This is a genomic window from Deltaproteobacteria bacterium, from assembly GCA_026388415.1.
GTDB lineage: Bacteria > Desulfobacterota > Syntrophia > Syntrophales > JACQWR01 > JAPLJV01.
Genome location: JAPLJV010000008.1, coordinates 1 through 23,470, shown reverse-complemented (window position 1 = coordinate 23,470; position 23,470 = coordinate 1). Strand labels below are relative to the sequence as shown.

The 23,470-nt window shown below is 52.2% G+C and carries 16 protein-coding genes and 1 pseudogene; 11 read left to right on the top strand and 6 right to left on the bottom strand.

The window, feature by feature from the left end:
• Window positions 1–20 precede the first annotated feature (20 nt).
• Window positions 21–1,706, bottom strand: a complete 1,686-nt coding sequence (locus tag NT140_01960) for a 2-oxoacid:acceptor oxidoreductase subunit alpha (GenBank protein MCX5830651.1) — start codon at window positions 1,704–1,706, stop codon at window positions 21–23.
• A 528-nt stretch (window positions 1,707–2,234) separates the two neighbouring features.
• On the opposite strand from NT140_01960, the gene NT140_01955 reads away from it, so the two are divergent.
• The 11 genes from NT140_01955 (at window position 2,235) to NT140_01905 (ending at window position 13,761) form a co-directional block, all read left to right on the top strand.
• Window positions 2,235–2,705 carry a ribosome maturation factor RimP gene (locus tag NT140_01955; GenBank protein ID MCX5830650.1) on the top strand — a complete coding sequence of 157 codons (471 nt, stop codon included), beginning with the start codon at window positions 2,235–2,237 and terminating at the stop codon, window positions 2,703–2,705.
• Window positions 2,706–2,746: 41 nt separating this feature from the next.
• Window positions 2,747–3,928, top strand: coding sequence for a transcription termination factor NusA (gene nusA / locus NT140_01950; protein MCX5830649.1), 1,182 nt, complete (start codon window positions 2,747–2,749; stop codon window positions 3,926–3,928).
• Window positions 3,929–4,021: 93 nt separating this feature from the next.
• On the top strand, window positions 4,022–6,682 hold the full coding sequence (gene infB, locus NT140_01945) for a translation initiation factor IF-2 (protein ID MCX5830648.1): 2,661 nt from the start codon (window positions 4,022–4,024) through the stop codon (window positions 6,680–6,682).
• Window positions 6,683–6,694: 12 nt separating this feature from the next.
• Window positions 6,695–7,075, top strand: a complete 381-nt coding sequence (gene rbfA, locus NT140_01940) for a 30S ribosome-binding factor RbfA (protein ID MCX5830647.1) — start codon at window positions 6,695–6,697, stop codon at window positions 7,073–7,075.
• Window positions 7,056–8,009: a bifunctional oligoribonuclease/PAP phosphatase NrnA gene (locus NT140_01935; protein ID MCX5830646.1), complete on the top strand. Its 954-nt coding sequence runs from the start codon at window positions 7,056–7,058 to the stop codon at window positions 8,007–8,009. The genes rbfA and NT140_01935 overlap by 20 nt, the downstream gene beginning before the upstream one ends.
• Window positions 8,006–8,938, top strand: a complete 933-nt coding sequence (gene truB, locus NT140_01930) for a tRNA pseudouridine(55) synthase TruB (GenBank protein MCX5830645.1) — start codon at window positions 8,006–8,008, stop codon at window positions 8,936–8,938. The genes NT140_01935 and truB overlap by 4 nt, the downstream gene beginning before the upstream one ends.
• A gap of 101 nt (window positions 8,939–9,039) precedes the next feature.
• Window positions 9,040–9,306, top strand: a complete 267-nt coding sequence (gene rpsO / locus NT140_01925) for a 30S ribosomal protein S15 (GenBank protein MCX5830644.1) — start codon at window positions 9,040–9,042, stop codon at window positions 9,304–9,306.
• A gap of 107 nt (window positions 9,307–9,413) precedes the next feature.
• Window positions 9,414–11,534, top strand: coding sequence for a polyribonucleotide nucleotidyltransferase (locus NT140_01920; protein MCX5830643.1), 2,121 nt, complete (start codon window positions 9,414–9,416; stop codon window positions 11,532–11,534).
• Window positions 11,524–12,774 (top strand): pitrilysin family protein, encoded by a 1,251-nt coding sequence (locus NT140_01915; GenBank protein MCX5830642.1) that lies wholly within the window; start codon window positions 11,524–11,526, stop codon window positions 12,772–12,774. The genes NT140_01920 and NT140_01915 overlap by 11 nt, the downstream gene beginning before the upstream one ends.
• Complete coding sequence (gene dut, locus NT140_01910; GenBank protein MCX5830641.1) at window positions 12,774–13,220, top strand: dUTP diphosphatase; 447 nt, start codon at window positions 12,774–12,776, stop codon at window positions 13,218–13,220. The genes NT140_01915 and dut overlap by 1 nt, the downstream gene beginning before the upstream one ends.
• Window positions 13,221–13,242: 22 nt before the next feature.
• A complete protein-coding gene (locus tag NT140_01905; protein MCX5830640.1) occupies window positions 13,243–13,761 on the top strand; it encodes a ferritin family protein in 519 nt (172 codons plus the stop codon).
• 411 nt (window positions 13,762–14,172) lie between these two features.
• Here the strand turns inward: NT140_01905 and NT140_01900 are convergent, their stop codons facing one another.
• From NT140_01900 to NT140_01880, 5 genes and pseudogenes are all read right to left on the bottom strand, one after another.
• The gene (locus NT140_01900) at window positions 14,173–16,098 is read right to left on the bottom strand and encodes a response regulator (protein MCX5830639.1); all 1,926 of its coding nucleotides are present in this window, start codon (window positions 16,096–16,098) and stop codon (window positions 14,173–14,175) included.
• Between the two features lie 3 nt (window positions 16,099–16,101).
• Window positions 16,102–19,368 carry a PAS domain S-box protein gene (locus NT140_01895; protein MCX5830638.1) on the bottom strand — a complete coding sequence of 1,089 codons (3,267 nt, stop codon included), beginning with the start codon at window positions 19,366–19,368 and terminating at the stop codon, window positions 16,102–16,104.
• A 233-nt stretch (window positions 19,369–19,601) separates the two neighbouring features.
• Window positions 19,602–21,362: pseudogene (locus tag NT140_01890) on the bottom strand (DUF1302 family protein).
• A 295-nt stretch (window positions 21,363–21,657) separates the two neighbouring features.
• The gene (locus NT140_01885) at window positions 21,658–22,953 is read right to left on the bottom strand and encodes a DUF4019 domain-containing protein (GenBank protein MCX5830637.1); all 1,296 of its coding nucleotides are present in this window, start codon (window positions 22,951–22,953) and stop codon (window positions 21,658–21,660) included.
• 314 nt (window positions 22,954–23,267) lie between these two features.
• The coding region (locus NT140_01880) for a DMT family protein (GenBank protein MCX5830636.1) at window positions 23,268–23,470 on the bottom strand (203 nt) is incomplete at its 5' end.

The window sequence follows — 23,470 nt, the reverse complement described above, 5'->3', positions numbered from 1 at the left end:
TTACTCCTAACACCTCACCTCTAACACCTGGCGCTTATTTCCCGGACCAGCTCCTCAACAGAGAAAGGCTGGCCATTGTATTTCAGAATGCTTTCAATTTGCCGCCCCGTCACCAGTTTCAATAAATTCGCGAATTGCCCGGCAACATTTCCCTCTACTACGATAATTTTTTTGGCCTTCCGCAAATAGTCCGCCGTTTCTTCCGGCAGTGGGTAAACCCAGGAAAAGTGCAGATGTGCAAGAGCGGGCCGTCCTATCTTCGAAAGCGCCTCGGCCAGCGCCGGATAGGTGGAACCCCATCCCACAATCAAGGTCTCGTAACCCTCCGCGCCGGTAAAAGCAGGAGGCAGGGCGGCATTTTTGACCACTGCGGCTTTTCTGAGACGCTTCTGAACCATCTTGACCCGCACATCACTATCTTCCGTAATATGGCCGCCTTCATCATGCTCATCGCTATCTACGCAGACGATTCCTTCGCCAAACCCCGGCACGCCGCGTGGAGAGATGCCGGAGTCTGTGAAGCGGAAGCGCTGGTAATCTGCCCGCGTCCGTTCGAAGTGCTTTTCCACGGTTAAATGATCCATCTTAAAGCAGGGCAGGTTATAATAGGTATCCATCAGGTATTGATCGGTAAGAATAAATACCGGGACCTGGTATTTATCGGCCAGATTGAAGGCTTGTTGGGAAAGGAAAAAGGCCTCCTCGATGTCCTTCGGTGCCAGAATAATACGGGGAAATTCACCATGTCCCGCATAAATAACCAGGTTTAGGTCCCCCTGCTCTGTGCGCGTGGGAAGGCCGGTTGCCGGTCCCGGTCTCTGGGCCAGATGCACCACGAGCGGCGTCTCAATCATGCCGGCCAGGCTCACCCCTTCCGTCATCAGGGCAAAGCCGCCGCCGGAGGTCGTCACCATAGCCCGGGCGCCGGCGTACCAGGCCGCAATAGCCATGTTTACCACCCCGATCTCATCTTCAACCTGTTCCACAATGACATCAATCGTCTTTGCGTAAGCGGCCATGTGGGTCAGGACGGCGGTGCCTGGCGACATGGGATAGGCGCAAAGGTAGTTGCAGCCGCCGGCCAAGGCCCCCAGAGCCACGGCTTCCCCGCCGGACAGCATGACTTCCTGCGTCACGGGGGCATCCCGGACCAGCTCGATGACAATTTTTTCCGCCAGCCCGGCGCCGATTTCGAAGCCCCTTTGAGCTGCCGCGATGTTTTTCTCTCTGATCTCCTCATTTTTTTTGCCGAAATACCCGGCCATGAACTGTCGGCATTGTTCCCGGTCTATCTTCAGCAAGCCTGCCAATACTCCGACAGCCAGGGTGTTGGCGTAGACGCTGTTGCCCATTTCCACGGCCATCTTCGTAAAGGGGACATCAATCATGGGACGATAGCCAATTTTTTCCTGATCGCCGATGATCACGGTCTCTTCGGTGAGACGGCGCTTCAGGTGAGGAATAGCTCCCCGGTGCAGGGGTATGCAAAGGTCAACTGTTTCCCGCAGCGCGGTCACCCTCCGCGAGGCAACCCGCAGCGTCGTGGAATTCATCCCTCCCCTGACCCGGGACATATATTCCTTCGTCGCGAAAATGTGATAACCGCCGCTCTTCAGGAGGCTGGTCAGGAGCGCTTCGATAGTTTGAATGCCTTGACCGGCCTCGCCGGCCAGTGCGATCGTCAGATCATCCTTGAAGATGGGCATATTCGTCCTCCTTGGCGTGTCAAACCGCGATAAATGGGATAAGTGCGTTTTCAGCTTCTTCCTACCACAACCACCCGGACATTGTCACGCTGGAACTGTAACCTTTGCTGTCCCCCGGCCGAAAAATAGAATCGTTCCCATTTACTGCATTTACTTAAACTTGTTAAACCTGTTGCTTTTTGCGCGCGGCGGTAATATAATTTAATCAAATAATCATTCAGGAGGGTGTATTTATGTCAAAGTCACAGGACGCCAAGAAAGACGCTAAAAAGAAGCCGGCCAAATCAGCCAAGGAAAAGAAGCTGGCCAAACAGGAAAAGAAGAACAAGTAGTATCCATCTTAATTTTTGCTTGCATATATAATATTTGTATGTTAGCAACCACCAAAATCATCGTGCTGTAAAGATGAGTGGGCTTCTGCCCACTTTTTTTTTAGAAAGTTAGCAGTTATTCTCTGCGTTTTTGGCGGAAAATAACTGCGTAAACCTTCTTATCCCGCTTAGCGGGATTGAAAAGAGAGACATTTCCATGGCGCAACGGGCCTACGAGGATAAAATCAGGGAACTGGCAGGGCCGGTTGTGGAGGCGGAAGGCCTGGAGCTGATTCTGGTCGAATGCCTGAAGATGAAGTCCCGCTGGGTGGTACGACTTTACTTAGACAAAGAGGGCGGTATTGCCCTTGATGATTGTGCGGCCGTAAGCAATCAGTTGGGCGATCTTCTGGACGTCCACGATGTGCCGCCCGGTCCCTATACGCTGGAGGTCTCCTCCCCCGGTCTGGACCGGCCCCTGGATCAGGATCGGGATTTTCTCAAGTATCGGGGCGCCGAGATAGCGGTCCGGCTGGACGAAAAGCTTGATGGCAGCCGGAATTTTCGTGGGAAACTGATTGATTTTGTTGATGAGGACGGGGGCAGGGTGCTGCTCGTAGATGTTATGGGTACGATCCGCCGTATCCCCAGGGATAAGGTGACAAAGGCACATTTGGTGTATAAATAGCTTGAAAAAATCATGACCAACGACAACGGAGGATTTAAATAATGTTTCCAGAACTTAAACGTCTGATCGAGCAGATGTGTAAGGACAAGGGTATAGACAAAAGCGTGATAATAGAGGCATTGGAAGCGGCAATGATGACTGCGGCCCGCAAGAAACTGGGACCTCGTGTGGAGATAGAAGCCCACTATAATGACGAAGCGGGAGAAATTGAGGTCTTTCAGTTTAAGACTGTCGAGGCCAAGGTTACCGATCCGGAGATGCAGATACCCATTGAAAAAGCACGCTTGGAATATGATGAGGAAGCGGCGGTAGGCGATAGTCTCGGCATGAAAGTGGATACCAATACCTTTGGCCGGGTGGCCGTGCAGACGGCCAAGCAGATCATCATTCAGCGGGTCAAGGATGCCGAACGGGATAACATCTACGATGAATACAAGGACCGCAAAGGTGAACTGGTCAATGGTTTCGTGCAGAGATTTGAGGGCGGCAACATCATTGTCAACCTGGGTCGGACGGAAGGGGTGATTCCGGCGACGGAGCAGATCGGCCGGGAGGTTTACAAGCGGGGCGAAAGGGTGCGTTGCTATCTCTTCGAGGTGAAAAAGATATCCAAGGGGCCGCAGATTATCCTTTCCAGGACCCATCCGGCCTTTCTGAAAGCCCTTTTTGAAGTCGAGGTGCCGGAAATCTCCGAGGGGCTGATAGAAGTTGTGAGTGTGTCGAGAGAACCGGGCAAAAGGTCGAAGATAGCAGTCAGGAGTAAGGACAAGGATATTGATCCCGTTGGCGCCTGCGTAGGTATGAGAGGTTCCCGGGTGCAGAGCGTGGTGCAGGAATTGCGGGGCGAGAAGATTGACATCGTCCCTTATGTTGATGATCAGGCCAAGTATGTGTGCAATGCCCTCTCGCCGGCCAAGGTTAACCGGGTTTTTGTGGATGAGGATAACCATGCCATGCTGGCGATTGTTCCCGATGATCAGTTGTCGCTGGCCATCGGCAGAAACGGGCAGAATGTCAGGCTGGCTGTCAAACTCACGGGCTGGAAGATTGATGTGAAAAGTGAAGCCGTGGCCAGCGCTGATGAAGCGGGGGAAAATAATGAAGTTAACGGTAGCCTGGCGGCGGCGGAACTGATTTTCAAAGAAGATCCACCGGCGACAAACCCGGCAGCGGAACTGATTTTCAAAGAGGATCCACCGGCGACAAACCCGGCGGCGGAGTAAAACCGTTTTCGAAAAAAAGTAAAGGCAGTCAAGGCAGCGTGGTGTGGATAATATTTGTAGAGATTATATGGCGTGGTTACGGGGAGTTTAGTAATGACCAAAAAAAGAGTATATGAGCTGGCCAAAGAACTCGGCATCGAAAATAAAGATCTTATCAATCACTTGGGAACATTGGGCGTGAGCGTCAAGTCTGTCTCCAGCTCCCTGGAAGATAGTGATGTGGAAAGAGTAACGCGGTTCTTACGTAAAGGCGAACCCCATGAGACTGAGGAAACAAGAGTAAAACCTTCGGTCATCAGAAGACGTTCCGTGCAGATGCCCGTGGAAGAACCTGAAGTGGCGGTAGCCGACGTCGTAGCGCCGGTGACCGACAAGAAGGAAGAAGAAGCGCCGGCGACGGTGGCGCAGGCCTCCCCGAAAACGGCCAGAAAAGAAACCGGGACAAAAGTAACGGAGTCACTGCGCGAAGCTACGGCGCAGCCCCTGGAAAGTGTCCAGCCTCCGGAAGAGGCAGCAAATAGAGCGGCCGTGCCTGAAAGCAATCTGTCAACCGATGCGGCCACGGTCAAGCCTTTGCCCCAGGAGGGGAAACAGATCCAGACGCCGCACGCAACCATCGTGAAACCGGCACCCGCTTTATATCAGGCGTTACCGGGTAAAGGCAAGGGACCGGCCATCCTGCCTCCGCGCACCGCGTCCAAGCCTCAATTCCCGTCCCGACCTCAGGAACCGAGAAGAGACGCCGCCCCCAAACAAGGGTTAGCGGTTCCTAAGCCGGTTGTGGCGCCGCCCTTTGAGGATAAGAACAAGAAAAAGGCGAGAGCGCCCGTCGAAGTGTTGATGGAAGATCAGCCGACCGTCAAGAAAAGGGCTTTCATCAAAAGAAGTGTGGAGAAAAAGACCAAGCGCGATGATACCGATGCCGAGGAGCGACCCTCCAAGTGGAGGGAAACGAAAAAAGCCGTCGTCAAGATGCAGAAAACGGCCATTACCGTACCTAAGGCCGTTAAGAGAAGGATCAAGGTAGGCGAGACGATCAGTGTCGGCGAGCTGGCCAAAAAGATGGGCGTCAAGGTCAGTGAAGTGATCAATAAATTGATTGCCCTGGGCATGATGGCGACCATCAATCAGCCCATAGACTGCGATGCGGCCACCCTGATTGCTACCGAATTCGGTTATCAGGTAGAACCTTCCGGTATGGACTATGATGAGGAGATACAGAAGGCAGAGATATCTCCGGAAAAGCTGAAGCCACGGGCGCCCGTCGTGACGGTGATGGGGCATGTTGACCACGGCAAGACATCACTTTTAGACGCCATCAGAGAGACCAATGTTATCGGGGGCGAGGCCGGCGGGATCACCCAGGCTATCGGCGCCTACCATGTGCATATCAAAAACCGGGACATAGTTTTTCTGGATACACCCGGTCATGAAGCCTTCACGGCCATGCGGGCCAGAGGGGCGAAGGTGACGGATATCGTAGTGCTTGTAGTGGCTGCCGATGACGGGGTCATGGAACAAACCGTGGAGGCCATCAACCATTCGCGCGTGGCCGGTGTTCCCATTATTGTGGCGATCAACAAGATTGATAAACCGGGCGCCGATCCGGAAAAAATTAAACAGGCATTGACGGAATATAACCTGCTTTCGGAGGCCTGGGGCGGCGATACCATCTTCTGTGAGATATCGGCCAAAAAGAAGCTGGGTATCGAAGAACTGCTTGAAATGATCCTTTTGCAGGCCGATATCATGGATCTGAAGGCCGATCCGGATCGTTTTGCCCGCGGCGTCGTGATCGAAGCGAAGCTTGACCGGGGCCGGGGGCCCGTGGCCACCATCCTGATTCAGGAGGGCACCTTGCGGGAGGGCGATGCCTTTGTGGCCAAGAGCGAGTTTGGCCGGGTGCGCGCCATGATTAACGATTCCGGCAAGCGGGTAAAAGAGGCGGGGCCTGCCATCCCCGTGGAAGTCATCGGTTTTTCCCGTGTCCCGCAGGCGGGCACGGAATTTATCTGTCTCGAGGATGAAAAGAAAACACGCAGTATTGCCGAGTACTGGATCAGAAAAGAGCGCGCGCGCGAGCTTTCCGAATATTCCAAGATCACGCTGGAGCAGTTGTACCAGAAGATCAAGGAGGGTGTTAAGGCCTTCAATGTCATTATCAAGGGTGATGTGCAGGGTTCCATTGGGGCCCTGACGGATGCCTTGAATAAACTCAGCACGGCCGATGTAAAATTAAAGATCATCCACGCTTCCGCCGGCGCCATTACCGAGACCGACGTCATGCTCGCTTCCGCCTCCAATGCGCTCATTATCGGCTTTAATGTGCGGCCCGACAGCCGGGTCAGCGAGGTGGCCGAGCAGGAGGGTGTGGAGATCAAGCTTTATGATATTATCTACAATGTCATTGCCGATATGAAGGCCGCCATGGAAGGGCTCCTGGAACCCATCTACCGTGAGGTCGTGCAGGGAAGGGCCGAGGTCAGGCAACTCTTCAAGGTGCCCAAAATCGGGACCATCGCCGGCTGTTATGTTCTGGATGGCAAGATCGTGAGGAGTTCGCCGCTTAAATTGGTTAGAAACGGCGTCGTGGTGTATGACGGAGTAATTCTTTCCCTGAGACGGCAAAGGGATGACAGCCGGGAGGTGGCGGCGGGCTTTGAGTGCGGCATCGGCATAGAAGGTTACAATGATCTCCGGGAGGGAGATATCATTGAAACATATATGAATGAAGAAGTGGCCAGAAAGCTATAACCACAGGTAATTATGAGGAAGGCAGGTACTGCTAACTATAAAAGGTCCGACCGGGTTGGCGATCTCATCAAGGTGGAGCTCGCGGATATAATTTTCCGGCAGATCAAAGATCCGCGGATCGGCATTGTGACCATAACGGGCGTCAAGATGACTGACGATCTGAAGCTGGCCAGGATTTATTTTGTGGAAATGGGCCAGGATACCTGTGCCCCGGCAACCCAAAATGGTCTCGATCAGGCGAAGGGCTTCCTGAAGCGTGAGCTCGGCAAACGACTGAAAATCCGCCATATACCGGATCTCATCTTTACGCCCGATGAATCATTTGCCTATGGCAGCCGCATTGAAAAACTGCTGGCCGAGATTGGAGAGCAAGATGCTGCCCCGGATAATTGAGTTGATCGCCCAATACGAGACCTTCCTCATTACCTCGCATGTCAGGCTGGATGGGGACGCTGTGGGCTCGGAATTGGCGCTTTATCACACGCTACGCGGTTTGGGCAAAGAAGCCCTGATCTATAATCAGGATCAAACGCCCGAGAGCTATCGGTTTTTACCGGGAGCTGGCAGCATTGTGCAAAATCTCCGGGACCCCGGAAAATACGATGTTGTTTTCGTGCTGGATTGCAGCGATCTGAAGCGGATTGGCGCACCGGCCGCGGCAATCGGTGGGATGCCGCGGATCATCAATATAGATCATCATGTTTCCAACGGAGGGTTCTGCGAGGTGGTTTACATAGATCGCGAAGCCAGCTCCACGGGAGAGCTGATCTACCGCCTGATCAGGCAAATGGGTGCCCCGGTTACAAAGGATGTGGCCAATAATCTGTATGCCGCCATTATGACCGATATGGGCGGTTTCTGCTACCGGAATACGAAAAATCAAACTCTCCTAGCCGCCGCTAATCTCGTGGAAAATGGGGCGGACCCCCAATGGCTTTCGGAAAATATTTATGACAATGGCCCGTTGGAAAGGATCAGGCTGCTGACAAAATCGCTCGCGACCCTGACCCTCGATCTGGACGGCAAGGTAGGCTCCATGGTTGTTTCTCGCGCGTCCCTGGCCGCCACGGGAGCCCAATCCGAGCATACCGAAGGTTTTGTTGATATCCTGCGTACCATCAAAGAAGTCCAGGTATCAATTCTCTATCTGGAGCTGGAGGAGAATGATTATAAGCTGAGTTTCCGTTCGAAAGGGCAAACCAATGTGGAGCAAGTTGCCCGGCGCTTCGGCGGCGGGGGACACACGAACGCGGCGGCCTGTCAGATCAGCGGTCCCCTCGCAGACATCCAGCGACAGGTGATAGATGCTCTTAGTACGGTGCTATGAACGGCATCATTGTCATTGATAAACCGGCAGGGAAGACGTCGCACGCTGTAGTTCAGGACGTCAAAAAAATCCTGGGTGCGAAAAAGGTGGGACATACAGGCACACTGGACCCTTTAGCCACCGGAGTGCTGCCCGTCTGCATCAACGAGGGGACCAAACTGGCCCAGTTTTTCAACCTGGACCGGAAGGAATACCGGGCCACCGTGCTGCTGGGTGTGACTACGGACACCTACGATGTGGATGGGAAAATAATTGCGGAAGCAAGCCCCAGTGTGGACAGGGTGGATATTGCCCGGGCGCTGCTTTCCCTTGTTGGAACAAGGCAGCAGGTCCCGCCTCCCTACTCGGCCGTTAAGCATCAAGGGCAGCCGCTTTACAAATGGGCCAGGAAGGGGATAAACATTGTTTCGCCGCCCAGGACTATCGAGATTTCCCGCGTTGTCCTGGAGGAGGTTACTTTACCCTATGTGACCTTTAATGTGGCCTGTTCCAAGGGGACATATATCCGTTCCCTGTGTCTGGAAATTGGGGAAATGCTGGGGTGTGGGGCCTGTCTCGCCGGATTGCGGCGGACAAAAAGCGGCCATTTTTCAGAAGGGGAGGCCGTTGCTTTAGCCGGGATGGTAGAGCCGGGCAGAAAAGAAGCGCTGGCGGCGCATCTGATCCCCTTGGGCGACGCCTTGCCGCATTTGCCGGTGATAACGGTGGACAAGCAGTTGGCGGAAAAAATCAGGCAGGGATATCAGCCGGTCTTTGATAGTTTGTTTCCTGATCATATTCCTTTTCTTGCGGCCGGAGATGTGCTAAGGTTAAAGCAAGAACGTCACCTCGTCGCCATTGCGAGGATGCTTCACCAGTCCGATAATTTGCCGGCACTGGCGGGTCAGGAAAGGGCGGTTGAGATACTGAGGGTGTTCAATAGCGAGTGAATTCGATGGCGTGTGCCGATCTGGCCTTGCCACAATTTGCGGGAACATTAAATAGGCGATGTTGTCAAACGCAGCAGAAAAGTAAAGGAGGATATAAAGCGGTGTTGGATGCGGATAGAAGAGCGGAGATTATGGCCAAGTTTCGATTGCATGAAACAGATACGGGCTCTCCCGAAGTGCAGGTTGCGCTCCTGAGCGCCAAGATAGGGTATCTGACGGAACATTTCAAGATACACAAGAAAGATCATCATTCCCGGAGAGGCCTTTTAAAGCTGGTTGGGCAGAGAAGAAGACTGCTTGATTACATGAAGAACAAGGATCTGGAAAGATACCGAAGTGTCATTGCGCGACTGGGGCTCCGGAAGTAGGGAATGGATAAGAACTTGGCGGTACCGGACGAAAGGTGAAAAGCCTTAATGATCCGTTTAGCTTTGTTTCTTTTTTCCTGAATTAAAAAGAGAGGTAAAAATAATAGATGAGTAATGTATTCAGTGCGGACTTTGCGGGGAGAAACATTTCCGTAAAGGCGAATTATGTGGCCGGACAGGCCGACGGGGCAGTGCTGGTGACCTATGGTGACACAGTGGTGCTGGTCACGGCAGTGTCTTTAACGGCTGTCCGGCAGGGTGTTGATTTCCTGCCTCTGACCGTGGAGTATCAGGAGATGACCTATGCCGCAGGAAAGATTCCGGGCGGCTTTTTTAAAAGGGAAGGCCGTGCCAACGAACGGGAAACATTGATGTCCCGCGTAATTGACCGTTCCCTGCGGCCCCTTTTTCCCAAAGGGTATTGTTCGGAGACCCAGGTTATCGCCTCGGTGCTTTCCGCCGATAACGATAACGGTTCCGATGTAGCAGCCATGCTGGGCGCTTCCGTCGCCCTGGAAATATCGAACATCCCTTTCAAGGGGCCCATTGCGGGAGTGCGCGTCGGGCGGGTGGAAGGAGCTTTTGTCTGTAATCCCTCGGCCGAGGCCATGGGGAAAAGCGAACTTGATCTTTTCCTCGTAGGCAGAAAGGTTACGCCCGGCACGGACGGACGGGATTTTGACGTCAACCTGGTCATGCTCGAGGGAGGCGCTCAGGAGGTAGCAGAGGATGTGATCGTAGATGCCATCAACTTCGGCCTGGAGAATCTGCGGCCGGTTATTTTGCTTCAGGACCGGATGCGCGCGGAGATCGGAAAAGAGAAGCGCATCTTTACCGAGGCGACGCTCGACAGCGAAGTTTTGGCCAGGGTCTCCGACCTGGCCCTCGCCGGTTTAAAAGATGCCTTCAGTACGCCGCAGAAACAGGCACGCTACACGAAACTGGCGGAGATCAAAGAACTGGTCATTAAGGCCATGGCGTCGGCCGACGGCGCCCTGGAAGCCGCGGCGGCCAAGGCCCTGGATAAACTGGAGCGGCAGGTGCTGCGGGAAATGATAATCAAGGAGAAGAGAAGGGTTGATGGCCGGTCCAGTACCGATATCAGACCCATCAGTTCCGAGGTGGGACTGTTGCCAAGGACGCATGGTTCGGCCCTTTTCACGCGCGGCGAAACACAGGCCCTTGCTGTCTTGACATTGGGCACCGGGTCCGACGAACAGCGCATGGACTATGTGAGCGGTGAGGAGCGGCGCACCTTCATGTTGCACTATAATTTCCCCCCCTATTCGGTGGGTGAGGCCAAATTCCTGCGCGGACCGGGACGCAGAGAAATCGGCCATGGCGCACTGGCGAGAAGGGCCTTATTGCCCATCCTGCCTTCCAAAGAAGAATTTCCCTACACCATCCGGATTGTCTCGGAAATCCTTTCCTCCAACGGGTCGTCATCAATGGCCTCGGTATGCGGCGGTTGCCTGGCCCTGATGGATGCCGGCGTTCCGGTGCACGGTGTGGTGGCCGGCATTGCCATGGGCTTGCTGAAAGAGGGCAACGAAGTGGTGGTTCTTTCCGACATCCTGGGCGATGAAGATCACGCCGGTGATATGGATTTCAAGGTCTGCGGCACCAATAAAGGGATCACGGCCATGCAGATGGACATCAAGATTGACGGTCTGAATGAAAATATTCTCCGCACCGCTCTTAACCAGGCGCGTGACGGCCGGATTTTTATTCTCGGCAAGGTTTGTGAAACCCTTGCGGCTCCCAAGCCCGACATATCCAAATATGCCCCCCGCATTACGACGGTTAAGGTTAGACCGGACAAGGTTCGGGATGTGATCGGCTCCGGCGGCAAGAATATTCGCCACATTATCAGTGAAACGGGGGTGACCATTGATGTGGAGGATGACGGCACGGTGACGATTGCCTCCAGTGACGCCGAGGCGGCCCTCCGTGCGGTACAGATGGTCAAGTGGTTGACGGAGGATGCGGAGATAGGCAAGATTTACTCCGGTACGGTCAAGAAGGTGGTTGATTTCGGGGCCTTCGTGGAGATTATGCCCGGCACGGAAGGTCTGGTTCATATTTCTCAACTCGCCAAGGAACGGGTCAATAAAGTCACCGATATCTTGAACGAAGGTGACGTGGTGATGGTCAAGGTCCTGGAGATAGATAAACAGGGCAAGATCCGCCTGAGCAGAAAGGATGCTTTGGGAGCTGATGATAAATAAGACCGTTTTGGATAACGGCATCAGTGTCATTTCCGAAGATATCAGTCATGTCCGCTCCGTATCCATAGGAATGTGGGTACGGTGCGGTTCCTGCCATGAAGATGCACATACCAACGGCACGGCCCATTTCATCGAACACATGCTTTTCAAGGGCACGGAAAAACGGTCCGCCTTTGATATTGCCTGGGCGATAGATTCTGTGGGCGGGGTGATGAATGCCTTTACGGGCAAGGAATTAACCTCTTTCTACCTCAAGATACCGGATTATCATTTCCCGTTGGCCATAGATATCATGTCTGATATCTTCAATAATTCCTGTTTTGCCGAAGCGGAGATCGCCCGGGAAAAATCAGTTATCCTGCAGGAAATCAGCATGGTGGAAGATTCACCAGACGAGTATATCCATGAACTTTTCGATGCCCTCTTCTGGGGTCGTCACCCGCTGGGGCTGCCCATTCTCGGCACGAAGGAGCGAGTAGGAGCGATGAACCGGACCTCCTTGGCACACTTCTTCAATTCCCGGTATCGGGGTGATAAACTGATCCTGACGGCGGCCGGCAACCTGAAGCATGAGGAGCTCGTGGAGATGGCCACCGCTGCTTTTGGTGCCTTGTCCGGAGATGTCACGGAAAAGGAAGTTGTGGCGCCCGTCGTCGCGGCCCGGACCTCGGTCCTGGAAAAAGATCTCGAACAGGTGCACTTGGTAATAGGTGTGCCGGCGCCCTCGGCGGTGAGTCCCCAGCGGCACGCCGGCATGCTTTTGAATGCCATCCTGGGCGGCTCCATGAGCTCTTGGCTTTTTCAGGAAGTCCGGGAAAAACGGGGCCTGGCCTATGAAATACAGTCCTATCTGACGTCCTACACCAAGGAAGGGCTGCTGGGCGTGTATGTAGGGACAGATGCCGAAAAAATCCCGGAGGTTATGAACATTATTCTGGATGCCTTCCGCCGTTTTAAAGATAGACCATTGGAGGAGAATGAACTACGGGCGGTCAAGGAAATGCTCAAGGGAAATTTCCTGCTGAGTATGGAAAGCACGGATAACCGGATGTCCCGCCTGGCCAGAAACGAGGTTTATTTCCAGCGCCATGTGCCCGCCGAGGAGGTGACCGCAAATATTGATGCGGTAACGAGTGCCGAGGTGCGCGATCTGGCCGCGGAGCTTTTTGATCCGGCGGTGCTTTCCGTGGCCGCCATCGGCAGGATCAAGGAAAGAGACATTACCGGATATTTGACATGATGGAAGAACTTCTTATCCCTATCCGGCAATTGCCTGGTCAGGAGGACGTTCCCTTGCCCTGCTATATGACGGCGCAGGCCGCCGGGATGGATGTCTGCGCGGCCGTCCGGTCGGACACGACGATTGCTCCGGGCGAGAGGATGATCATACCGACAGGGATTGCCATCGAATTACCGCCCGGTTTCGAGGCCGAAATCAGGCCACGGAGTGGGCTTGCCATCAAATACGGTATCACGCTCGTCAACAGCCCCGGCACCATTGATGCGGACTACCGCGGGGAAGTGGGCCTGCTCCTGATCAACCATGGGCGCGATCCTTTTGTCGTCCGCCGGGGTGAACGCATGGCCCAGATGGTTGTCCACCCGGTCTGCCGGGTAGCCTGGCAGACGAAAAATGAATTGGCGGCTACGGCCCGTGGTGAAGGCGGCTTCGGTCATACAAAATAAAAAAGCATCAAGGAGGCAAGATATGGAAGAACGTTTGGATGCCCTGCAGGTAGCGCTGACCAATGAGATGCGGGAACATGAGTTTTACCTGAATAATGCCCGGAGAACGGCCAATGCCGTCGGCAAGGCCATGTTTCAGCAGATAGCGGCCGAGGAACTGGAGCACTACGAGCGGTTGCAGCAACTCTCCGAGATCTGGAAAAAACAGGAAAAATGGCCGGCTACCGTTCCTCTGCAGGTGAAGGGAACGACCGTCAAAGACGTCTTGAAAGCAGTTGTAAAAAAAGCCGCCAATACTCCGGCCGGCGATGCCGACGACCTCCAGGCCATCCGGACGGCCATCGATTTTGAGGCCCAAGGGGCAGCCTTCTATTCCCGCCTCCGTGACCAGTCAACCGAAGCACGGGAAAAGGCTTTTTTTGCTCTGCTGGCCAGCATTGAGCAGGAACACTTTTCTTCTCTCAAAGACACTGAAGAATATCTTACCAACCCGGCCGGTTGGTATCAAAAAGCGGAAAGAAGCGGACTTGACGGGGCGTGATGGCTGCTGATGTCTGATATCCAGCTAATTCCTGGCAACAGGAGCATGGATCGACAAACATATTTGCATGTAACTACAGGCATATTGTTATAGCATGAAACTCATCGCCTGGAGGCGAATCAAATCATGAATGTGCTACACAAAGATATTGCCGTAATGGATTCTTTCGAAGTTGGTTGCATCATCTGTTATTTTTATTGAAGTCAATAATCGAGGATGTTTTGATTTTGTAGCAGCTTATAACCCGTAATGCTCATCCAAAAAGCCACGTCAGCTTATTTTATTCACCTACTACTGTTGGGTGGTGCGCATCAGCCAACTCTACTGATTTCCGTTTGTACAGTTGAATATGGCGACATCTATTTTTGAGGTGAATAAGACGTGGATTTGTGGACTTGGGAAATGCGACGTCTATTTATCCTTGAACTCGTATACTCCATTCCACAATTTCATATTAATAAGGCCGGATCGAGCTTCCCTAAGGATTCTTTCACATCTTTCCTTATAGAAAATGAGTGCCGGGTCTATAATCTCATTTGCACAACTTTCAAAAGATCCTATGCGTTTGGCTATTTTGCAGTATAATTCATAGGCTTCGTCTATTTCTCCAACATAGTATAGATGAAATGCTCGATCGAGCTCCGGCTGTATGCGTTTGTAAATATCTTTTATTTGATCGGTCTTCTGTTCATATAATTCATATATTTTTATCGGCTCCTTTTTGCCCTTCACTAGAGCAATATCCAAAAACCTGACATCAGATATTCCATGCAAACATTTAACAAGATCATCTGACAATATTGTTGAAACACCATAATGCTTTGTCAACGATTCTAAGCGTGATGCAGTATTTACCGTATCGCCTATAAGCGTGTAATCTAATTTACTGGCTGAACCAATATTGCCTATAATTACGCTACCATATGTTATGCCAATTCCTGTTTTAACGATTCTTAGATTTTGTTCGACGCGTTTTCTATTGTATTCATTGAGCGCGCGATTTGCTTCAATCGCTGCACGGACAGCGTCCAACGGATCTCCAAACGCCGCCATAACGCAATCGCCTATAAGCTTATCAATTTCTCCACGGTTTCGAATGATAATCTCATTTATCATATCAAAATATGTATTTAAGAACTTTACGACGTCAATAGGAGGCATTTTTTCGGAAAAACTAGTAAAGTCACGAATGTCGTTGAAAAAGACAGCAATATTTATTTCTTTTGGTTGGTATGATGTTGGATCACCCCCATCCTGAATAATGCGCACCAACGAATCTCTCGTATAAGCTTTAGTTATTTTTAATCGTCTTTCGGATTCAGCGAGGAGTTGGAAGTTGTCGAGTGCCACTGCCGACTGGGCGGCCATGGCCCCAACGAAGCGCAGCAGTTCCGGCGGGAAGGGAATCACCTTGCCGGTCTCGGGATCAAGGGCATTGATAAATTGCATAACCCCGATAACCTCGCCCTCGCGTGGTGAGAGCGGCACGGTCAGCATGGACACGGTGCGGTAACCCGATTCGGCATCCATCTTCTTGGCGCCGGAAACGTCGAACCTGGTTTCACTGTACACGTCATCTACGATGATAGGCTCGTTGTGCAGTGCACACCAGGTGGCCATGAAGCGTTCGACAGGGGCGCCAGCCTCGTCGTAAAGAGGAATTTCGAAGGACGACAAATCGTCGCTTTTTGTACGTTGGGCAAAGCGTAGCGTATTGTGTTCCGTCACCATGTAGAGCGTACCGGCATCGCAATTGAGCAGGGTCTTGGCGCCGAAAAGGATCTTGCGCAGGAGCGCAATGCGGTCATGTTCCAGTCCGAGTTCGAGCCCCGTTTGGATCAGGTATCCTAGCTTGTCCTGGGCGGCGACAAGATCCTTGGTATGTTTCTGCACCGCTGCATCCAGAAATTGATTCTGATCCTTCAAAGAATCCTGCATCCTTTTCAACCGCAGATGGGTTTGCACCCTCGCCAGTACCACGGGCGGGCTGATCGGCTTGGTAATGTAATCAACCGCACCCAGTTCGAAACCCTTCGTTTCATCCTCCACTTCAGTCTTCGCAGTCAGGAAGACGATTGGTATGTCTCTTGTTTTCGGATTATCTTTCAGGTGACGGCAGGTTTCATATCCGTCCATGACCGGCATCATGATATCAAGGAGAATAATGTCGGGCGGCTCGATCTCCACGGCCTTGAGAGCCAGCTTGCCGCTGGGAACGGGCCGCACCAGATGGCCCTCTTCCTTGAGGATGCCTGTGAGAAGGGTCAGGTTGGCGGGGACATCATCCACCACGAGGATATTGCCTTGGATCGAATCACTACAGCTTACGTTAGTCATGGGTCATGCTCCTGAAGATAAAAGCTCGATCAATGCTTCATATTCGTACCGGGTGGCCATTTCTCGCATCCGCTTCGCAAGCGTTGGATGGTCAGTGATCAGCGTTCCAACAAGGTCGTTCAATTGGTCGAGGTCAGCTCTCTCAACGGAATGAATCAGTTGGCCGACAAGGTCGGTGGGCAGCGCGGCAACGCTCTTGCGCATCAGGGTCTCATCGTCCGCTGTTTCTGCAGCCTTTTCACTACCGTCTGCTTCTTCATACAGGTACTCCGCTCCGGTCAGCCGACCGATGTTTTCAAAAAGCTCGGTGTCCTTGAATGGTTTCGACACGTAGCCGTCGGCTCCTGCGGCTAAGACCCGCTGTTTGTCTTCCTCGAAGACGCTGGCCGTCACGGCAATGATCACCGTATTCTTGCTGTCGGGCGATGCCTTGATCTTCCGTGTGGCTTCGTAGCCATCCATAACGGGCATGGTCATGTCCATGAGAACCACCTGCGGTTTCCATTCATGGACCATGCGAACCGCTTCCGCCCCGTTGACGACTTCCCGTATCGGAAATCCTACCACCTCAAGCAACTGCGACAAAAGACGACGGTTCGTTTCCCTGTCGTCGGCGACCAGAACCCGGATCTCGCTCTGGCCGGGCCTTAAACCCAGCACGCGTCTTTTTGCCTCTTTTGGTGGCGCCTCTTCCTCTTTGCCTTCTCGGACTGGAATCTCGAATCGGAATGTGGTTCCCTTTCCAATCTTGCTTGTCACCGAGATGGATCCCCCCATGATCTGGATGAATCCCCGGCTCAATGCCAGGCCAAGCCCTGTACCGCCGCTCTTGATCCCGGTGTTGGTCTGTTCGAATGCCTGGAACAGACGACCGATTTCCTCTTCGGCCATGCCCGGACCCGTATCCTCCACCTCGAACCGAAGTGCTATCGTGTGCTCCTTTTCGGCTACCGCACGGAGACGCAAGGCGATCCCGCCCTCCTCAGTGAATTTTACGGCATTCCCCAAGAGGTTGATGAGCACCTGGCGGAGTTTCCCTTCGTCTGTAATTACCCAGCGAGGGACATCCCCAATTTTCTCCGACAGGAACCGCAGCTTTTTGGAATCGGTCCGCACTCGGAACATCATCTCGAGGTCATGGAGGAGAGAATGCAAGTCCAAGGTGATCGGGATAAAAACTGCCCGCCCTGCCTCGATTTTCGACATTTCCAGGATGTCATTGATAAGTGCCAGCAGGTGTTCACCACTACGGTTGATGATATTGAGGTGCTCACGCGATTGCTCTGAGAGATCAGGGGCCCGCTGCATAAGCTGGGCAAAGCCAAGAATGGCGTTCATGGGCGTTCGGATCTCGTGCGACATGTTGGCCAGAAAGATGCTCTTGGCGTGGGTGGCAGTTTCGGCGACCTCTTTGGCGGCGAGAATCTCCCGTTCCATCCGTTTTCGCTCGGTTATTTCCTGGAAGGATGTTTGCACCGCCGTTTTTCCCTGATAGATGGTCAGGGTGCTGCCCAAGATCACATCCAGTGGCTGCCCGGATAGATTGAGCAAGCGGAGTTCGAAAAACTCGGTGGGTTGTCCTTCCTGATAAATCCGTCGCAAACGTTCCTCAACCAGGGAGTAGAAGTCCGGGTGTATAAATTTCTTGATGGGTTGTCCGATCAGCTCTTCCGGCCGGGACGCCCCGATGGCTTTGACGCCGGCCGTGTTCACGTAAATCACCTCGCCGCCCTGATGCACGACAATGGGCTCCGGGGAAAAATCTACCAGCCGACGGTAGCGTTCTTCGCTCTGGCGCATCGCTTCGGCAGCTTCACCCCTCTGGGCCTCGGCCTGCTTCCGTTCGGTGATATCGCGGAAAAACCAGACCCGCCCATAATACTTGTGGTCGCTCGCGATCATGGGTGCCGAATACCTATCAAAGACCCTGCCGTCTCTGAGGACAATCTCGTCCTGGCTGATCTCGTTGAGGTGGGCATGCAGGTATTTGACTATTGCCAGAAAACCATCCGGATCCGCAACTTTGTCAAGCACCGACTGTAATGCCTGTTCATCGGAACGGGACTGGGCGACCTCTGGCGGGATGCCCCACATCTTGATAAATTTCTGGTTATAGGAAATGATCGTCCCGACTTCGTCAACGACCAGAATCCCGTCTATCGAGACCTCTTGCTGCGTTGCTAACAGCAGATTTCTCAAACGCAGCTCTGCTTCTTTCTGCTTCAGCGCTTCCTCGGACTCTTTGCTCGCGGTGATGTCGTGCCAGACTACCAGGCGGCCGCTGCGGAGAGGGACCAGCTGAACGTCAAAGTGCCGGAGCTTCCCGTGCTCTTCCAGAATCGTCACAAACTGGATTTTCCCTTCTTTGTCCAGGGAAGCCACCACCTCTTGCCACGGGGCCAGAATCTGCGACGCCTGCTGGCCAATTACCTGATTGGCCGCAACGCCAGCAGGCAGCGTCCCGGCTAGCAAGCACTGCATCGCCTGATTCAGGTCAACCACGCGACCTTGGGTGTCCACAACCAGCATCCCATCGCCCATCATCTCTACCAGCGTATTGCGGGCCACTGGGACCACATCGAGAAGGCGGTGGCGAAAGGTCGCCCAGGCCAGGATCACGCCGGTAAAGGTAAGAGCCCAGGGAACCAGATATTGGGCAAAGGCCAAAGCTTGAAAGGCAAGGAGGACGCTGACGACAGTCGGTGCGATCGCGGCTGCGAGTATCGCAATGGCCTGCATCCGATACAGGTGGAAGCGGATCGCCGTAATCACGACGAAGACAAGAGCGATCATCACCAGCGAAAAGCTGTAAAAGCTGTACACCCAAAACCAGGGCCCGAAGACCACTGCGCCCTTCCAATACAGCATCGAATCGCGGAAACCCAAGCCAGATTCTCTTACGAAGAGGTGCTGCAGCGTGGGCGCCCAGTTCAGTACCATTGTGAGAAAGGGCACCGCAAAGAGCGTGACAATGCGGCCCCGACTCAACCACCACCCGTAGCCACTGCGCTGGAGGACAAAGACAAAAAAGAAAACCGGCCCTGTCGCCATGCCGAGAAGGCCCAGGCGAAACCAGTACATGAACATTTCCGGCGTGCTGATGCTTCTTAGCCCAGAGGCCACCATCCGCACTGTCAGCGCCAGCATCACACCGGCAAGGGCCGTTGCGCCCGCGGTATCGCGGTGCCGCCAGGCGTAAACGGCCAAAAGCAGTGTGATTAAAGAGGCGGTGTACGAGGCAGCTATGTACACGATGGAGGACCATGACATAGGCCTATGCTCCTTTCACTATCCAAGGTCTCCCGGACCTAGGTGACCAAGTCTCTTCGGGAGAATGGCTTCTGTAGGATGACATGGAAGCATTTTTTTCCAATTCTTGGCCTTTCATGCTATACGTTAGAGGACAATTTTGCCCTCTGCCTATTGCCATCGTATGACATAGCGCAGGGTGAACCGGCTGTTTTCCTTTTGTTCTTGTTTCTCAAATAAATAAGAGTTTTAAATCAGAATCTCATACCTATATTTGAAGAAGCATAAGAGAGATCGCTGTACACATTATAAGTGCCACCCCACTGAGGCACATACTGCAACTCCATATAGTACTTTTTCATATATGCGGCGCGTGCACTAAGCCGAAGGAATTGGCGCCCTTCAATAAATACTTCCTCATTATCATACCCGGATATATCATGACCAAAGACAACCGATGATATTATATCCACTCCGGTGAAAGCATTCGGATAGGTCAAGGAAGCCTGTAGACGGTAACCATACTATGCATTCGTAATGTATCCTGCGTTGCTGCAGGCTGTACCGGTACCATTGTCGGTACAGGCAAAGCCGGGGACCGGACCCAGTCCAAAAGACTCGTGTCGCCCATAACGCACTTCAGTGCTATCGGGAAGGTCAGGAACATACTTGGCCCCAAATTCGGCCTCTATGGCTAAGCTGTCAGCCCCGAGTACCGACCGGAAAGTCTTTTGTGTGCCTAGAGATACTTGGTAAATTTGGTGACGGTCATAGCCATCAAAAAACCCTCCTAACGGCACATTGTTATAAGTCTGGCGAAGCAATGAAGCAGTTGTATTGCTATAGCTGGCGCTCGTCAAGTCATTGGGATTAAACCTAAAAATTGCGTTGGGTTGATAGACCAGTTGTCCGAAAAATCTCAGTTCCCGATCCTTTAGACGGGTGTCGAAGCTTAAACCCAGGGATTGCACGTTTTCAGGATAGTCCATAAAAAAGGCAGCATTCATCCCATCGGGGTTGAAAGGAACGAATGGGCTGGTGCGAGCTGCTTTCATCACGTTGTATACGGGACTGGTATTATCGGTATTTGCATAATAAAGGCCGAAATTAGTTTGAAGGCCCGTGCTCTTAGCGGTCAAGCCGATCCCGAATTGATTGGGATTGGTTGGGAGCTTGTGTGCGCCACGATTTAAGAAATATCCCTGAGCTATCAGTTGGGCGTCAGTAAGCGAAACGGGACCACTCGTCATCATATTGCACGAATTTTGCCCGAAAAAGTCGCATTTCGCGAAAAACTGTCCGCAACCGACCGCTTCGTTCGGTACAAAAGCGAATTGATAAAATCCTTCTACAGTAATTGCCGACCCGATATTGCGTTTGGCGGAGATGGCCGGAATCGGTATTTTCATTTCTTCAGGCAAGGCCCCTGGTCGAATTACGGCATTCCAATCGAGCGGGTCTATGGCCGACAAACCGTTACGAAACATACTGGGTAGGCCCCAATTCATATTCTGATAACCCAACTTTATTTCTCCAATGGAGTCAAAGGAACCATAAAGATAGCCCGCCCCAAGGGCGATACCGGTAAATTTTCCATAAGAATCAAATCCATCATCGCTCAAGGGTTTGTTTTTGGCATAACCGTTAGGTTCGTTTCCGTAAGGTACCTTTGAATTATTGAGGGTATAATCAGACCAGGCTCTAACCCGAGCGAAGACACCCAACTTCTGATAACTAAGATCGGCGCTCACCACCCCCTTAAGGACCGTCGAGACGATATCACCGTTTTTGTAATTGAGTTTTGAATCATCAAGGCTACGTCCGCCGATATTGGCTCCAATTTGGCCGACTGAAGCGGCGTTAACAATATTCATATATCGTGGATCTGGACTGGTAGTTCGCATGGCCGTTCCCAGTGTGACGGCCCCATCAACCTTCACATTTGCTTTCCCAAGTTGGTATTCAGCCGCCTGAGCGCTTACCGCCAAGGCCACAGTTAGGATAAAGTAAACCATAAAAATGCGAATGGTAAATGATGAGATTTTTTTCGACATCAGTTGAGCCCCCAGTGCTAACCTGATGGAATGGCTCTATTCGGAGCTTTTTAACAATATAAAAGCAAGTCTTTTTCAAGAAAATTTACAATTGTGATACCACATATTGCCACTTGAAAGCATGTATGTCAGTCGAAATTGCCTGGTAATACATTTCAGGAAGCTGTCCTTAGCAAAAATACCTGCCTGTGATGATCAGCATACTGGGTGCTATGTGGGTTAGGGGAGCCCCCCCCCGGCCATCCCATTAGCTCTTCTATTGAATGTAATAGCCTGACACTCTCCAGATACCATCTTTTTCAAACATCGGCGTAACCGTTTCGATTGCTGACTTCTTGTTTCCGAAGGAGGTCTTAAACTGGATGACTATATATTCGCCCTCCGGGGCATTAGGCAAAGACGTCCAGTATGTAGTGTTTTGGACTTCTCTTGCTATCAGCTTACCCAATGGATTCCTTACTGCGTTAATAGTCTGGACCCACTTCTCTTCATTTATAGCATACCTGAAGTATCCAGCCGCTTCTCTCCAGCTTTGCCCATAATTCCCTGAGTCAACCATAGGAAGCCACTTTTCTGCTGCTGCTATGGCCGCCTCAAGCCGTGCCAACTTATCAGGTTCAGTTTGCGAAGCTGATCTCGTCGCATAGGAAGTAGCATACGGTAGGTTATTATGCCTATTTCCCTGTGGATTGAAATAGAATTGCCCCTCAAGGGAGGACAACTCCCAGGGAATCTGTTTCCCCCCCGTCTGTCGACCAAGGTCCTGTCTCACATTCTTGAAGACCTCTTCAATGGGCAGTCCGGGAGTCACCATATGCTTCATCAAATATCCAGTATATGGGCTATTGCGACCTCCGCCATCCGCTGCTATGTTACCGGGACTTGTGGAATAAGACACTAAAGTCCCACGAGGCGCAGAGGAGATAATTGCCAAGCCGCGGGAGGCGGTCCGGAAACTCTTACCAAAAGGATTGTCACGACAGGCGTCAAGAATAACGATGTTCATGGGATTGCCGGCATTGCCCATCTCATCCAACACCATATCCGTATCCATGGCTCGATACTTGACGTCCGTGTCCCTGTCAATACGGGCCCCGATGGGAAGCAAGAAGTTCTTTCCCGCGATCTGGACTCCGTGACCGGCATAGAAGAACAAGCCGACGCCGCCTTTCTTCAAACGATCGCCGAAGTTGCGGATTGCGTCTTCCATATCCTGCTGTGTGGCATTCTTTTTCAAGATAACATCGAAACCGAGGCGTTTGAGAGAAGCGGCCATATCGTCAGCATCATTGACAGGATTTCTGAGGCTGCCGGTATCGTAACTGCTGTTTCCGATCACCAGAGCTGTCCGCCGCTCCGGGGAAGCAATCAATCCGGGTAAGACTTCTGCCGACTCCTTCTGGTTGGCATTGGTCTTGGGGATTTCAGGCGGCGTGGGCGAGCCACTCTTGATATCAGGCGGCGGTTGTATTCGTTCGGCAATCAATAAAGATGGGTAGATTAAAGCAAATATAAACAGGACAAGGAAGATTCTTATAGGCATGGATTGCATAGAAATATTCCCCTCATTAGCGAAACCATGTTCCTTATACTTCAACGATCACCAAATGGCAATTAGATGCTAAGGATTTCCGTTTGAACAGTTGAATGGACGGGAAAAAGAAGGCGTGCAACATTTCAAGAAGCTACAAACGACCCTGCCCATCCTAAACATCACCATCCCAATGCTGAATGCCCCGGCCAATTATCAACAAAATATCAGAAAAAGTCCACAGATTTTTTTATGACCGATTAGCAAACTGGACCGTATTTTCACCTGCCGGCCAAACCTACTTGCGGAGAAGGAGAGAAAGCTTCCGGTTAATTTCAGGTATGGGGTAAGCCTTCCCGAAACATGAAATAAGCTGCGCCGACTAGACAGAATCCAGCCCAAAGGTAATCCAGCTTTAGAGGCTGCCTCATGTAGAAGTATGCAAAACCGGCAAATATAATCATCGTGATAATCTCCGGGATGACTTTTAGCTGGCCCAGATTGAAATAATGGATACCGATCCGGTTTGCTGGTAATG

Excerpts from the sequence above, each read along its gene's own strand:
- NT140_01960 (MCX5830651.1), bottom strand. The coding sequence starts at position 1,706 with ATGCCCATCTTCAAGGATGATCTGACGATCGCACTGGCCGGCGAGGCC.
- NT140_01955 (MCX5830650.1), top strand. The coding sequence starts at position 2,235 with ATGGCGCAACGGGCCTACGAGGATAAAATCAGGGAACTGGCAGGGCCG.
- nusA (MCX5830649.1), top strand. The coding sequence starts at position 2,747 with ATGTTTCCAGAACTTAAACGTCTGATCGAGCAGATGTGTAAGGACAAG.
- infB (MCX5830648.1), top strand. The coding sequence starts at position 4,022 with ATGACCAAAAAAAGAGTATATGAGCTGGCCAAAGAACTCGGCATCGAA.
- rbfA (MCX5830647.1), top strand. The coding sequence starts at position 6,695 with ATGAGGAAGGCAGGTACTGCTAACTATAAAAGGTCCGACCGGGTTGGC.
- NT140_01935 (MCX5830646.1), top strand. The coding sequence starts at position 7,056 with ATGCTGCCCCGGATAATTGAGTTGATCGCCCAATACGAGACCTTCCTC.
- truB (MCX5830645.1), top strand. The coding sequence starts at position 8,006 with ATGAACGGCATCATTGTCATTGATAAACCGGCAGGGAAGACGTCGCAC.
- NT140_01920 (MCX5830643.1), top strand. The coding sequence starts at position 9,414 with ATGAGTAATGTATTCAGTGCGGACTTTGCGGGGAGAAACATTTCCGTA.
- NT140_01915 (MCX5830642.1), top strand. The coding sequence starts at position 11,524 with ATGATAAATAAGACCGTTTTGGATAACGGCATCAGTGTCATTTCCGAA.
- dut (MCX5830641.1), top strand. The coding sequence starts at position 12,774 with ATGGAAGAACTTCTTATCCCTATCCGGCAATTGCCTGGTCAGGAGGAC.
- NT140_01905 (MCX5830640.1), top strand. The coding sequence starts at position 13,243 with ATGGAAGAACGTTTGGATGCCCTGCAGGTAGCGCTGACCAATGAGATG.
- NT140_01900 (MCX5830639.1), bottom strand. The coding sequence starts at position 16,098 with ATGACTAACGTAAGCTGTAGTGATTCGATCCAAGGCAATATCCTCGTG.
- NT140_01895 (MCX5830638.1), bottom strand. The coding sequence starts at position 19,368 with ATGTCATGGTCCTCCATCGTGTACATAGCTGCCTCGTACACCGCCTCT.
- NT140_01885 (MCX5830637.1), bottom strand. The coding sequence starts at position 22,953 with ATGCAATCCATGCCTATAAGAATCTTCCTTGTCCTGTTTATATTTGCT.